14 protein-coding genes are annotated in these 12,323 nt (G+C 64.9%); 5 read left to right on the forward strand and 9 right to left on the reverse strand.

Annotation, left to right across the window (positions count from 1 at the left end; genetic code table 11):
• Positions 1-37 precede the first annotated feature (37 nt).
• From ACNPP0_RS16270 to ACNPP0_RS16290, 5 genes are read left to right on the forward strand one after another with little or no spacing between them, the layout of a single operon-like run.
• A complete protein-coding gene (locus ACNPP0_RS16270; RefSeq protein WP_332607692.1) occupies positions 38-739 on the forward strand; it encodes a glutathione S-transferase N-terminal domain-containing protein in 702 nt (233 codons plus the stop codon).
• A 14-nt stretch (positions 740-753) separates the two neighbouring features.
• Positions 754-1,218 carry a GNAT family N-acetyltransferase gene (locus tag ACNPP0_RS16275; protein WP_332607691.1) on the forward strand — a complete coding sequence of 155 codons (465 nt, stop codon included), beginning with the start codon at positions 754-756 and terminating at the stop codon, positions 1,216-1,218.
• Between the two features lie 31 nt (positions 1,219-1,249).
• Complete coding sequence (gene lplB, locus ACNPP0_RS16280) at positions 1,250-1,525, forward strand: lipoate-protein ligase small subunit (RefSeq protein ID WP_046806825.1); 276 nt, start codon at positions 1,250-1,252, stop codon at positions 1,523-1,525.
• Complete coding sequence (locus ACNPP0_RS16285) at positions 1,522-2,298, forward strand: lipoate--protein ligase family protein (RefSeq protein ID WP_332607690.1); 777 nt, start codon at positions 1,522-1,524, stop codon at positions 2,296-2,298. Before lplB ends, ACNPP0_RS16285 begins: the two co-directional genes overlap by 4 nt.
• A gap of 32 nt (positions 2,299-2,330) precedes the next feature.
• On the forward strand, positions 2,331-3,140 hold the full coding sequence (locus tag ACNPP0_RS16290; protein ID WP_332607689.1) for an RsiV family protein: 810 nt from the start codon (positions 2,331-2,333) through the stop codon (positions 3,138-3,140).
• Between the two features lie 240 nt (positions 3,141-3,380).
• Here ACNPP0_RS16290 and ACNPP0_RS16295 read toward each other — a convergent pair whose 3' ends face one another.
• The 9 genes from ACNPP0_RS16295 to ACNPP0_RS16335 all read right to left on the reverse strand — a co-directional run bounded on the left by ACNPP0_RS16295 (position 3,381) and on the right by ACNPP0_RS16335 (position 12,214).
• Positions 3,381-4,490: a porin gene (locus tag ACNPP0_RS16295; protein WP_332607688.1), complete on the reverse strand. Its 1,110-nt coding sequence runs from the start codon at positions 4,488-4,490 to the stop codon at positions 3,381-3,383.
• A 344-nt stretch (positions 4,491-4,834) separates the two neighbouring features.
• Positions 4,835-5,314: a thioesterase family protein gene (locus ACNPP0_RS16300; protein ID WP_332607687.1), complete on the reverse strand. Its 480-nt coding sequence runs from the start codon at positions 5,312-5,314 to the stop codon at positions 4,835-4,837.
• Positions 5,315-5,565: 251 nt separating this feature from the next.
• Positions 5,566-6,855: a Glu/Leu/Phe/Val family dehydrogenase gene (locus ACNPP0_RS16305; protein WP_332607686.1), complete on the reverse strand. Its 1,290-nt coding sequence runs from the start codon at positions 6,853-6,855 to the stop codon at positions 5,566-5,568.
• Positions 6,856-7,064: 209 nt separating this feature from the next.
• Positions 7,065-8,012, reverse strand: coding sequence for a formimidoylglutamase (hutG, locus tag ACNPP0_RS16310; RefSeq protein WP_448706467.1), 948 nt, complete (start codon positions 8,010-8,012; stop codon positions 7,065-7,067).
• Entirely contained in the window at positions 8,009-8,791 is a 783-nt protein-coding gene (locus tag ACNPP0_RS16315; protein ID WP_448706468.1) for an amino acid ABC transporter ATP-binding protein, read from the reverse strand. The genes hutG and ACNPP0_RS16315 overlap by 4 nt, the downstream gene beginning before the upstream one ends.
• Positions 8,788-9,456 (reverse strand): amino acid ABC transporter permease, encoded by a 669-nt coding sequence (locus ACNPP0_RS16320; protein WP_448706469.1) that lies wholly within the window; start codon positions 9,454-9,456, stop codon positions 8,788-8,790. The genes ACNPP0_RS16315 and ACNPP0_RS16320 overlap by 4 nt, the downstream gene beginning before the upstream one ends.
• Positions 9,453-10,196 carry a transporter substrate-binding domain-containing protein gene (locus ACNPP0_RS16325; RefSeq protein ID WP_332607683.1) on the reverse strand — a complete coding sequence of 248 codons (744 nt, stop codon included), beginning with the start codon at positions 10,194-10,196 and terminating at the stop codon, positions 9,453-9,455. Before ACNPP0_RS16325 ends, ACNPP0_RS16320 begins: the two co-directional genes overlap by 4 nt.
• Before the next feature lie 116 nt (positions 10,197-10,312).
• Positions 10,313-11,053, reverse strand: a complete 741-nt coding sequence (locus ACNPP0_RS16330; RefSeq protein WP_332607682.1) for an IclR family transcriptional regulator — start codon at positions 11,051-11,053, stop codon at positions 10,313-10,315.
• A gap of 204 nt (positions 11,054-11,257) precedes the next feature.
• A complete protein-coding gene (locus ACNPP0_RS16335; RefSeq protein ID WP_448706470.1) occupies positions 11,258-12,214 on the reverse strand; it encodes an ankyrin repeat domain-containing protein in 957 nt (318 codons plus the stop codon).
• Positions 12,215-12,323 lie beyond the last annotated feature (109 nt).

Genomic DNA, 12,323 nt, shown 5'->3' on the forward strand with positions numbered 1-12,323 from the left:
CCCGGCGGGCGGCGCCTTGATTCCCAGGACGCATTCCATGATCGATCTCTATTACTGGACCACCCCCAACGGCCACAAGATCACGCTGTTCCTTGAAGAAACCGGCCTGCCCTACAAGATCCACCCGGTGAACATCAGCCGCGGCGATCAGTTCAAACCCGAATTCCTGGCCATCGCGCCCAACAACCGCATCCCCGCCATCGTCGACCAGCAACCGGCCGACGGCGGCGCGCCCCTGTCGCTGTTCGAGTCGGGCGCCATCCTGTTGTATCTGGCCGAAAAGACCGGCCAGTTCCTGCCCGCCGACTTGCGCGGCCGCTCGGAAGTGTCGCAGTGGCTGTTCTGGCAAATGGGCGGCCTGGGCCCCATGGCCGGCCAGAATCATCATTTCTCGGGCTACGCCCAAGAGCGCATCCCCTACGCCATCGACCGTTACGTCAAGGAAACCAACCGCTTGTACGGCGTGCTGAACAAGCGTCTGGCCGACCGCGAATTCGTAGCGGGTGACTATTCCATTGCCGATATGGCGGCCTACCCGTGGATCGTGCCGCATGCCAAGCAAGGGCAGGATCTGAACGACTTTCCGCACCTGCAACGCTGGTTCAATGCCATCGCGCAACGCCCGGCCACGCAGCGCGCGTACGCGTTGGCCGACAGCGTCAACACCGCGCCTTCCATCAGCGATGAGGAATCGCGCCGCATCCTGTTCGGCCAGACCGCGCAGAACGTTGCCCGCTAGCCAGGAGCCCTGCGATGTCCGATCCGCAATTGGTCTTTCGCCGCGCGCGCCAGGAAGACTTGCCGCACATCGTGGCCCTGTTGGCCGACGATGAACTGGGCGCCCGGCGCGAAGACGCCTCGGTGCCGCTGAACCCGCGTTACACGGCTGCCTTTGCTGCGATTGCGCAAGATTCCAACCAGTTCCTTGCCGTGGTTGAGCAAGGCCCACACCTGGTCGGCTGTTTGCAGTTATCGTTCATACCCGGCTTGTCGCGGCTGGGCCTGTGGCGCGGCCAGATCGAAAGCGTGCGCATCGCCTCGTCGGCGCGCGGCCAGGGTCTGGGGCGCGCCATGTTCGAATGGGCCATCGACCAGTGCCGCGCCCAAGGCTGCGGCCTGGTCCAGCTGACGACGGACCGCGCGCGCCCCGATGCGCGCCGGTTCTACGAAAGCCTGGGCTTCACGGCCAGCCACGACGGCATGAAGCTGAACCTGTAGTTTTTGTTCATTGATTTCGCAAGGAGCGCCCATGCATGGCGAATACAAAGTCCCCGGCGGCAAATTGGTTGTCGCGGATCTGGAAGTGCGCGACGGCCGCCTGGCCAACGTACGCATCAGCGGCGACTTCTTTCTAGAGCCGCCCGAAGCGCTGGAAGCCATCAACAGCGGCTTGAACGGCATGCCCGCCGATGCCGGCGAACTGGAATTGGCGGTGGCGGTGCAATCCGCCCTGCCCGCCGACGCCGAGCTGTTCGGCTTTTCGGCCGAAGCCGTGGCCGTGGTGCTGCGGAGGGCGCTTGCATGACGCGCACCGACTGGAACGATTACGACTGGCAACTGATACACGAAGGCCCGCAGGCGCCGTCGCTGCACATGGCGCTGGATGCCGTCATTACCGACGAAGTGGGCGCCGGCCAGCGCCCGCCCACGCTGCGCATCTGGGAATGGGCCGCGCCCGCCGTCGTCATCGGCCGTTTTCAATCCCTGAAAAACGAAGTGGACCCGGAGGGCGCCCAGCGCCACGGCATTGAAGTCGTGCGCCGCGTCAGCGGTGGCGGCGCGATGTTCATCGAACCGGGCAACTCCATCACCTATTCGCTCAGCGCGCCGCAAGCCTTGGTGCACGGGATGAGCTTCCAGGAATCCTATGCGTTCCTGGACGCCTGGGTATTGACGGCGTTGCAAGGTCTGGGCATCAAGGCCTGGTATCAACCGCTGAACGACATTGCATCCGACATCGGCAAGATCGGCGGCGCGGCGCAAGCCCGCCGCGCGGGCGCGGTGCTGCACCACGTGACCATGTCGTATGACATCGACGCCGATAAAATGGTCGAAGTCTTGCGCATTGGCCGCGAGAAACTGTCCGACAAAGGCACCACCAGCGCGAAAAAGCGCGTTGACCCGCTGCGTACGCAGACGGGTCTGGCGCGCGAGGTCATCATCGACCGCATGCTGGAAACTTTTGCCGGCCTGCATCGTCTGACTCCGGGGCAAATCGGCAGCGACACGCTGGCGCGCGCCCAGCAGCAAGCCGATGAAAAGTTCTCGACGCCGGAATGGACGGGCGTGGTGCCTTGACGGCAAGGTCTTGAATTTGTGGAGGTAGTTCAATGCGTCGCACATTCACGCCGCAAGGCGGGATAAGCGGTCTGGTCCTGGGCGCCGCCCTGTTGGTGCTGGCGGGTTGCGGCAGTACGCCGCCGGCCAACATCACCTTGGCCGAGCCGGCTTCGACCACGTCCGAAAAGGTGGGCGACCTGTCCACCGAGCGCATCAAATGGGCGTCGAACAAACCGGGCTGCGAAGGCGACTGCCCACGCATTGAAATCGACAGCGTGGCGTTTCCCGGCATTCCCAAATTAAGCGCGCTGGTGGACCATGTGCTGGCCTACATGACGGGCACCGACGCCAATCGGCGTGGCCCGTACAACACGCTGTCGGAATACACGCAGTACTTCTGGTCGACGGCGCGCGCACGCGACGCCACGTATTTCAAGGCGTCGGTGAAAGACACGGTGGGCGACATCGTGGCGATCGAATTGCACACCGAGCAATTCCTGACGGGCGCCGCGCACGGCATTCCGGCCACGCAGTATCTGAACTGGGAACGGTCGCGCGGCCGTGTCATGAGTCTGGATGAAGCGTTGATCCCAGGCAGGCGCGCGGAATACGTTGCGGCCTTGCAGCGGGCGCATGCCAAATGGCTGACAGGCAACCCCGATGCCAAGCGCGATCCCGCCGCCTACAACAAGATGTGGCCTTTCCAGGAAAGCGACAACTTTGCGTTGACGCGTGACGGCATCGTCGTCAAATACGACGCCTATTCGATTGCGCCCTACTCGCACGGCGAACCGGAACTAAGCATCCCGTATGCCGACCTGCGCGGCATCCTTAAGCCGGAACTGTTGCCCCGGTCGTAGGCCAACGCCAAGACCGGCAACGGGCGCACCGCCCAATGCCGGTCAAGACTGCGTGCTCAGCGCGGCGCAAGGCCTGATGCAGGCCGAGGTTCGGGTGAGCGGACTGAGAGTGGAGCTAGGGAGGTGGCCGCTTTTTTCGCGTCTGTGGCCGGGTAAGACGCCCAGTCCGCTCAATACAACCGCGGCAAGAACGGGCCGGCGGCGCGCGCCACGCGCGAGTCGCCGGCCTCCCGCGATGGCTTAGAAGCGGTGGCGCACGCCCACGATGCCGACGGTGCTCTTGACGCCGTCAACAAACGCGAAGTCGGTGGCGTACGAACCCAGCGCGTACAGGTTGGTGCGCTTGGACAGGTTGTACGTGTAGCCGATGCTGTAGACGTTCATCGTCGAATCGTTGCCGGCGGTCAGCGGGTTGCCGTTCGGGTCGGCACGCTGCCACGACGCCAGGATGCTGCTGGCGCCCAACGGCACGGTCAGGCCGACCAGGTACGAATTGGCCTTGAAGCCCGACACGGCAACGTTGGTGCCGAAGCTGCTGGCCGTGGGGCTGCCGCTGCCGAACGAATTGATGCTCTGCCCGGTGAACCAGCCGTCGCGCGTCTGGCCAAAGCCCAACGCCAGCTTGACGACTTCGAAGTCGTAGGCGGCGGCGACGGACCACGACTTGGGCGTGGCGTCCGTGCCCAACTGGTTGGCCGGGTTCAGTTGGTCGTACGTGGCGGCCACGTTCAGCGGGCCGTTGACGTAGCGCAGGCCGGTCGTGATGGCGCGGGTGTTGTCAGCCGTCTTGAAGCCGGTTTGCGCGGCAGTCGTGTCGGACGCGTTGAACGAGTAGCCCACGCCAAACTGGAAGCCGCTGAACGACGGGGTCGAATACTGGACCATGTTGTCGTAGCGGACGGTGTTGGCGGCGCTGAAGGCCACGCCCACGTTGGCTTGGCCGTAGCTGCCGCCAAACGGGTCGATCGAGGCCAGGTACTTGGACGCGATGTTGGTCTGACGGCCGAATTCCAGCAGGCCCCACGAATCGGCCTTCAGGCCGACGGTGGCTTGGCGACCGAACAAACGTCCGCTTTGGCCGGATTGGCCGTTACCCGAATTGAAGCCGCTTTCCAGGGTGAACACGGCAGACAGGCCATCGCCCAGGTCTTCCGCGCCACGCAGGCCCCAACGCGAGCCGCTCGACACGCCGTTTGCCATGCCGACCTTGGATTCGTGATAGCCGTCGCCCTTGATGCGCTGGTAGCCGATACCGGTGTCGATCAGGCCATACAGCGTTACCGAGGTTTCCGCTTGGGCCACGCCGGTGACGGCGGCCAGGAGCGCGGTTGCGAGCAGAGTCTTTTTCATTACATATTCCCTTTGATTGAACATACCCGGGCCGCGTGCCGGCTTGCTGGGCAAGCGGCGCATGGCGCATGGCAGGAACGAATTCTAGGGACGCTATGTGTCAGAAAATGATGCGGTACGGCTAGTGGCCCCGATTCGCGAAAAAAAAGCCCCACTGTGGTCAGCGCTCCACAACCGGGCAGGATGCCGGTGCGGCCACGAGCACGTCACGAAAGCATGTTATGAAGGCGCGACTTGCAATGCAATCACGGCATCGGCAAGTGTGGCTCGGGGCTTGTTCAAGTGTTGTTTCGGCGCAGCCCTGGTCTGAGTCCATGCGTCGGCCCCAAGCGTCGCGTGGCCGCTTAACGGGGGCCCTTCAACGGCAACAGGCGCCGGTAGCCCGCCGGCAGCGGCTCGGCAGCGTGATCGCTTACGGCACGGGCCAGGCGCTGTTCCAACTCGGGCGGAAAAGGCGTGGCGCGACGCGTGTTCAGGTCCACATGCAGGGACAGCTGCTCCATGGTGGCGGCCAGGTAGCCGTCGCGGGTCTGGGTCAGCTCCATCAGGCAAAGCACCCGCTTGTTATCCGATTCCAGCAAGCGCACGCGCAGCATCAGCGGGTCGCCGGCCAGCACTTCGCGCAGATAAGCCACGTGCACGTTCATGGTGTAGATGCCGCAGCGCGTGGCCTCGGTGTAGTCCAGCCCCACGCCCACCTGCCCCAGCAGTTCAAAGCCCACCCGGTCGAAAATGCCGACATAGTGTGCGGCGTTCAGATGGCCATACGCGTCGATCCAGGCAGGGTCCACGGTCAGCGTCGTGGACGGCAGGGCTTGAGTCATGAATGTCTCCGAGGGGGGTAAAAGGTGGACTGGCGTGGGCAGGTACGGACGGCCGTGGCCTGGTCGGGCTCGGGCTCGGGCTCGGGCTCGGGCTCGGGCTCGGGCTCGGGCTCGGGCTCGGCACCGGGCACATTCTATTCACATTGCGCCGGCCATGCGCCAATGGAAATCGCCCCTTGCGGGGCGATTTCTGTTTTTGTCTACCTCGGCCTCCTCGGCGCCGCGTCAGAGACGCCACGCCGATTCAGTCATCACGGATACAGGCCGCGCACTTGGCGCGCTTGCAGGATGCGCGTGCAAGCCACGATGAACGCGGCGGTGCGCAGCGTGACCTTGTGTTCCTTGGCCACCTGCGACACCGCGCTGTAGGCTTCACGCATGATGCGTTCCAGGCGCTGGTTGATCTCTTCTTCGCTCCAGAAGAAGCTGGAGAAGTCCTGCACCCATTCGAAGTACGACACCGTTACGCCGCCGGCGTTGGCCAGCACGTCCGGCACCACATACACGCCGTGTTCGAACAGGATGTCGTCCGCTTCCGGGGTGGTGGGGCCGTTGGCGCCTTCCACCACGACCTTGGCGCGCACCTTGGCGGCGTTGTCGGCGGTGATCTGGCTTTCCAGCGCGGCCGGGATCAGGAATTCAGTTTCCAGCGTCCAGAATTCGTCCTTGTCCAGCGCCTGACCGCCCGAGAAACCGCCCACGCCGCCGTGTTGCGACACGTGCGACAGCAGCTTGTGGACGTCCAGGCCGGCGGGGTTGTGCACCGTGCCGGTATGATCCTGCGCGGCAATGACCTTGGCGCCGGCTTCATGGAACAGGCGGGCAGCGGTGCCGCCCACGTTGCCGAAGCCCTGCACCACCACACGCGCCTTGGACACGTCGATGTTCAGGTCGCGGGCCGCTTCGCACGCCACGACGAACACGCCACGGCCCGTGGCTTCAACCCGGCCCAGGCTGCCGCCCAACGCGATCGGCTTGCCGGTGACCACGCCCGTGGCGGTGGCGCCTTCGTTCATGGAATAGGTGTCCATCATCCAGGCCATGGCCTGGGCGTTGGTGCCGACGTCGGGGGCGGGAATGTCTTTGGACGGCCCGATGATGACGCCGATTTCGCTGGTGTAGCGGCGCGTCATGCGTTCGAGTTCGGAATGCGACAGCGTGCGCGGGTCAACGCGGATGCCGCCCTTGGCGCCGCCATAAGGCAGGTTCACGGCGGCGTTCTTGACCGACATCCACGCGGCCAATGCCATCACTTCGGAGAGCGTCACGTCTTGGTGGAAACGCACACCGCCCTTGCCCGGGCCGCGCGACACGTTGTGCTGCACGCGATAGCCTTCAAAGTGCGCGATGGTGCCGTTATCGAGCTCGATCGGCACATCGACGATCAGGGCGCGCTTGGGACGCTTCAGCGTCTCGACCCACCGACCCAAGGTGCCGAGGTACGGGGTGACCCGGTCGACTTGTTGCAGGTAATTACCCCAGGGGCCGAGATCATCGGCATTCAGATAAGACGGCAAGGCATGGGTGGGAGTGTGAGACATGAGCATGATCTCCTGACAAAGTTGCGCCATTTTATCCACTAAAACTATAGCGTCCCTATTTAAAACCTAAATATTTTTAATAGGGACGCATAGATGTGGCGGATACCGTACGGGTCATGAGCCCGGCTCGAAAACTGACCTATCCTAAGCCGCCAATGCGCACGCGTCCAGCCTCGGTCAACCGCAAGCCGCAAGGCCCCGCGCCACGTTCACGGCGCCATCAACTGCCAGGCCAACCGCGCCGCCGCGCGCGCGCCATGGCCGTCCACGTCAAAGCGCGGGCTGTATTCGGCCATGTCGGCCACCCGCAGCTTGCCGCTGGCCTTCACGCGCAGCACGATTTCCTCAACCACGGCCATCGGCACCCCATAGGGGGCGGGCGCCGACACGCCCGGCATCACCGCCGCCGGCAACACATCCAGGTCGATGGTCAGGTACACGTGGCGGGCGCGGGCCAGCAACGCGTCCACATTGGCAAGACGTGCTTCCAGGTGGCGTTCCTGCATGTCGCGGTCTTCCACCCACACGGCGCCCACCTCGGCCGCGCGCGCGTACAGCGCGGGGGTGTTCGCCAGCCGCGAGACTCCCAGGCAGGCATATTGCAACGCCCGCCCCTCTGCTTCGCAGTAGCGCGCGATCTGGTCAAACGGCGTGCCCGAACTTCCCGGGCGGCCGGTACGCAGGTCGAAGTGCGCGTCCAGGTTCAGGACCAGCACCGGCTCGGTGTCGCCCCGGGCTTGCAGCCAGCGCGCCAAGCCCTGGAACGTGCCCCAGGCAATTTCATGGCCGCCGCCCAACACCAAGGGGCGGGCGCCCTGCCCCAGCAGTTCTGCGACACGCAGACCCAGGCGTTCTTGCGCGTCTTCCAGTTGATCGTCCTGGCACACCACGTCGCCGCCATCCAGCAGCCGGCCCAGCCCATGCGCCGGCAAGCCGGCCAGGAACTTGCGGATGCCCGTCGGCCCTTCGGCCGCGCCGACACGCCCCTGGTTGCGCGCCACGCCCGCGTCGCAGGCAAAGCCCAGCAAGACGGGCTCGCCCTTGCTTGCCTGGCCGGCCTCGGCCTGAACGATATGCGCCAGGCGGCGCGTGTCGCCCTGTTCGGCGCTGTCGTCGCGCGCCTTCCATACGTGCTGATCCCGCTGTGCCGCGCTCATGCCGCCGCCCCCTGACTCAACACCGCTTGCAGGAATTCGCGGGTGCGAGCCTCGCGCGGTTCAGTAAAGATCACTTCGGGCGGGCCGGATTCCAGGATCACCCCGCCATCCATCACCGCCACCACGTCGGCCACATCCCGCGCAAAACCCATTTCGTGCGTGACGACCATCATGGTCATGCCTTCACGCGCCAGCAGCTTCATCACCTGCAACACCTCGCCCACCAGTTCGGGGTCCAGCGCCGAGGTCGGCTCGTCGAACAACATGACCTTGGGCCGCATGGCCAGTGCGCGCGCAATCGCCACGCGCTGCTTCTGCCCGCCCGACAGGCTGGCGGGCATGGCCGCCATTTTCTGCACCAGCCCCACCTTTTTCAGCAGGTCCTCGGCCAGCGCATTGGCCTGGTCGCGCCCCATGCCCCGCAGCGTGCGCGGGCCCACGGTGACGTTATCCAGCACGGACAGATGCGGAAACAGGTTGAAGCCCTGGAACACCATGCCCACCTGCATGCGCAGCTGGTTCAGCGCGGCCTCGGGCAGCAGCGTGCCGTGGTCCAGCAAGGTCTGGCCGCAGATGTCCACGGTGCCCGCCTCGGCCACTTCCAGGCCGTTGCAGCAGCGCAGCAACGTGCTCTTGCCCGAACCGCTGGGGCCGATCACCACGACTACCTGCGATGGCAGCACGTCAAAGTCGATACCCTTGAGCACGGCATGATCGCCGTAGGATTTTTCCAGGCCGCGGATGCGGATCATTTCCTGCGGATTGCCTAGCGGGTTCATTGCACCATCCCTCCGGCGCGCAGGTGCTTTTCAACCCTGCGCAAAATCAACATGGCGGCGGTGGTCAGCACCAGGTAGATCAAGGCCACCACCAGATACGTCTCCAGCGACCGATACGACACGCTGATGATCTTCTGCCCTTCGTGCATCAGGTCGTGAATGGTCAGCAGCGACACCAGCGCCGAATTCTTGATCAGCGCGATGAACTCATTGCCCAGCGGCGGAATCATGCGCACTACCGCCTGCGGCAGGATGATGATGCGCATGGCGTGGCCGGACGACATGCCCAGCGAACGCGCCGCTTCGGTCTGGCCACGGTCCACCGACTGAATGGCGCCGCGCACGATTTCGGACACGTAGGCGCCCGAATACATGCCCAGGCCCAGCACGCCGCAGGCGAACGCGGGCAAGGTCACGCCAAACTGCGGCAGGCCGAAGAACCAGATGAACAACTGCACCAGCAACGGCGTACCGCGAAAGAACAGCAGATAAACGCTGCACAGGTTGTAGATGACGTAGCGCTTGGGGTTGAGCCGGCCGACGCCGACCAACAGGCCCATGACACAGCCCAGCAGCAAGGCGCCGGCGGTTACCTCCACGGTAACCACCGCGCCCCGCATCAGGCTGTCGAAGTCGGCGAAGACGGGGGCGAATTCCAGGTTCATTTCTTGGGCGCCTCGAACCACTTGTTCACGATGGCCTGGTAGCTGCCGTCCGCCTTCAGCTTTTTCAGCGCGGCGTTCAAATCACGGGTCAGCTCGGGCTTGCTCTTGGGCACGGCAATACCGTAGTCCTCGGTCGTCACCTGCTCGTCCAGCACGGTCAGGCCCGTGGTGCTTTGCGCGAACAGCTTGGCGGCGGGCTTGCCCGTCACGGCGGCGTCGGCGCGGCCGATCTGCACCAGGTTGAACATTTCCTGGTTTTTCTCGACTTCCACGCGCTGCACGGCCGGCAGGTGTTCTTTCAGGTAGTTGACCGACTTCGTACCCACCTGCACCGACACCTTGCGGCCGTCCAGGTCCTTGAGCGTTTTGATGGGGCTGTCGGTCTTGGTCAGCACGACCAGGCCACCGGCGTAGTAGGGGTCGGTGAAGTCCACCACCTTGCTGCGTTCGGGCGTGATGTAGATGGCGGACACGGCGATGTCGGCGCGGCCGGCTTGCAAGGCGGGGATCAGGCCTTTGAAGTCGATGTCGATCCATTCGACCTTCTTGCCCATGGCGCCGGCCAGCGCTTCGACCAGCTCGATGTCAAAGCCGGTGCGCTTGCCGTCCTTGACGAACTCCATCGGCGGGAAGGTGGCGTCGGTAACGGCGCGGATGGTGTCCTGGGCATGCGCCGCGCCGGCGCTCCAGGCAAGGCCCAGCGTCAGGGCGGCGGTCAACAATGTGCGGCGAGTGGTCATGGTGAGTCCTATGCGAGTGGGTACGGCGATGGGTACGGCTAGGGGGATGCGTCTGAACAATGCGGCTGAACAAGGCGGCCTGGAGATGCGGCGGAACAGGCGGCCAGGGGATACCTTCAATGGACCTTCAGGCGGTCGGAAATGCGGCGCGCCGCTGCCACGGTCATGGCGATCAGCGCGTCGGGCCGTTGGGCCGCGCGCGTGGACGGCGCCATCAAGGTGATCGAGGCCACGGCCTGATTGGGCCGCTGGAATATCGGGACGCTGACGCCCCACACGCCGGCATCCACTTCGCTATCGGTGACGGCGTAGCCCTGCCCACGTATGCGTTCCAGCTCGTCTTCCAGGCGCGACGGGGCGACCCCTGCTTCGTCGGCCAGATAGGCCAGGGCGGCTTGCAGGCGGCCCAGCGGCATGAAGGCCAACAATGACTTGGCGGATGCGCCCCGCGCCAACGGCAGGCCGCGCCCCTTGGTGAACGAACACCGCAGCGGGTGCTGACTTTCGATCATGTCCAGGCACACGGCCTGGTCCTTGACGGCGACCAGCAAGCCGATGGTCTCGCCGGATGCGGCGGCCAGCGACGCCATGTCGGGCTGCGCTTCGTGTATCAAAAAGGAAGACTGGTCAAAGCCCCAGGCCAGCTGAACGCAGAGCGGGCCCGGGCCGTATTCGCCTTCGTGTTCGGCGACGAAACCCCAGCGTTTTAGCAAGGCAACCTGGCGATACAGCGTGCTTTGGGCCAGCCCGGTTTTTTCGGCCAGGGCGGCGATCGTCAACGGGCCATCGTGCCGGGCCAGCGTGGCCAACACGTACAGGACACGATCCGCGCCCGCTCCCACCGAGGGTTCCGACATCAACTCTGCTCCCAGCAATAAGGAGGCGAGATTATCAATTCATGGTGGTTTTTCGCCGGATTTTTCCCGAAGGATGAGAATAAGCAGGGAAAACCCCAGATAAGTACGAAAAAAAAGACCGCAATGCGGTCTTTTTAATGTGTCCCTTTCTCGGGGCCGGCGGCGCAGCATTGCAGCGGCTGGACGCCGCTGCGTCCTGCCCGTTTACGGTGCGGCAGGCGTGTCGTAGTTGTTCAGCTTGACGCCGGATACACCGCCCACGTTGGGCGCGGCGGCAGGAGCCGAGGCACCGCCGGCGGGCGCCGGCGCAGCGGCCGCCGGCGTGGCGCCCGGCGCAACACCCATCGACGCGCCAGAAGTTTCCCCTGCCGGCTGTGCGGCGCCTTGCGCGCTGCCCTGCGCGGTGGGGTCAGCACCCGTCGCGGCATCGGCCTCAACCGGCGCCGGGCTGGCCGCGCGGCGCGCCCGCTTGGCCTCGTCCGCCTGGGCCACCTTGGTGGTCAGGTACGTCGCCACCGCCGCCGATTTGCCGTTGCGCGCCCAGTCAGCAGCGCTTTGATTCTTCAGGTCGCGCGTGGTGACGTCCGCCCCCGCCTTGATCAGCAGATCGACCATTTCGCGGTTGCCGCCCAGCGCCGCCATCATCAGGGGCGTTTCGCCGCCCGGGGCGGGCGCGTTCACCATGGCTTTCTTACCCAGCAGCATGCGCGCCATTTCCATCTGCCCCTTGGACGCGGCGTAGTGCAGCGGCGTCCAGCCCAGACGGTTGATCTGGGCGCCCCTCGCAATCAGCTTTTTGGCGCGCTCGGTCTGGCCGGCAATGGCCAGGTACATCAGCGGGGTTTCGCCGGCCGGGTTCTCGGCGTTCACGTCCGTGCGCTTGTCGGCCGCGATCACGTCAAACACCTTCCAGGCGCCATCGACCACCGCGCGCATCAGGGCGGGCTGCCCGTTCTGGTAGCGCACGTTGGGGTCGGCCCCTTGCGCCAGCAGGTCCTTGACGTCGTCCGGGTAATCGTTGGCCACGTACACCCACCAGTCGCCCGGATTAGCGGCCTGGGCCAGCGGCGCGGCGCAAGCGCCGAAGGCAATGGCCAGGGCCAACAGCGCGCCTCGGCATTGCGACAAGACAGGGCGGAAAGTCGGTGTGCGGGCGGTCATGGCTATCCTGGATGGGAAGGAACGAGGGTTATGTGGGCGTCGGCCTGAAGGCCGGCTTCTGGCCGGGCCGATGGTGTTTATTCAAACCCTACGTCTTTGAAGGGTATGT

Source organism: Achromobacter semiaridum (assembly GCF_053543755.1).

Bases quoted from the DNA above. Each gene is read 5' to 3' on its own strand.
- ACNPP0_RS16270 (WP_332607692.1), top strand. From the start codon at position 38: ATGATCGATCTCTATTACTGGACCACCCCCAACGGCCACAAGATCACG.
- ACNPP0_RS16275 (WP_332607691.1), top strand. From the start codon at position 754: ATGTCCGATCCGCAATTGGTCTTTCGCCGCGCGCGCCAGGAAGACTTG.
- lplB (WP_046806825.1), top strand. From the start codon at position 1,250: ATGCATGGCGAATACAAAGTCCCCGGCGGCAAATTGGTTGTCGCGGAT.
- ACNPP0_RS16285 (WP_332607690.1), top strand. From the start codon at position 1,522: ATGACGCGCACCGACTGGAACGATTACGACTGGCAACTGATACACGAA.
- ACNPP0_RS16290 (WP_332607689.1), top strand. From the start codon at position 2,331: ATGCGTCGCACATTCACGCCGCAAGGCGGGATAAGCGGTCTGGTCCTG.
- ACNPP0_RS16295 (WP_332607688.1), bottom strand. From the start codon at position 4,490: ATGAAAAAGACTCTGCTCGCAACCGCGCTCCTGGCCGCCGTCACCGGC.
- ACNPP0_RS16300 (WP_332607687.1), bottom strand. From the start codon at position 5,314: ATGACTCAAGCCCTGCCGTCCACGACGCTGACCGTGGACCCTGCCTGG.
- ACNPP0_RS16305 (WP_332607686.1), bottom strand. From the start codon at position 6,855: ATGTCTCACACTCCCACCCATGCCTTGCCGTCTTATCTGAATGCCGAT.
- hutG (WP_448706467.1), bottom strand. From the start codon at position 8,012: ATGAGCGCGGCACAGCGGGATCAGCACGTATGGAAGGCGCGCGACGAC.
- ACNPP0_RS16315 (WP_448706468.1), bottom strand. From the start codon at position 8,791: ATGAACCCGCTAGGCAATCCGCAGGAAATGATCCGCATCCGCGGCCTG.
- ACNPP0_RS16320 (WP_448706469.1), bottom strand. From the start codon at position 9,456: ATGAACCTGGAATTCGCCCCCGTCTTCGCCGACTTCGACAGCCTGATG.
- ACNPP0_RS16325 (WP_332607683.1), bottom strand. From the start codon at position 10,196: ATGACCACTCGCCGCACATTGTTGACCGCCGCCCTGACGCTGGGCCTT.
- ACNPP0_RS16330 (WP_332607682.1), bottom strand. From the start codon at position 11,053: ATGTCGGAACCCTCGGTGGGAGCGGGCGCGGATCGTGTCCTGTACGTG.
- ACNPP0_RS16335 (WP_448706470.1), bottom strand. From the start codon at position 12,214: ATGACCGCCCGCACACCGACTTTCCGCCCTGTCTTGTCGCAATGCCGA.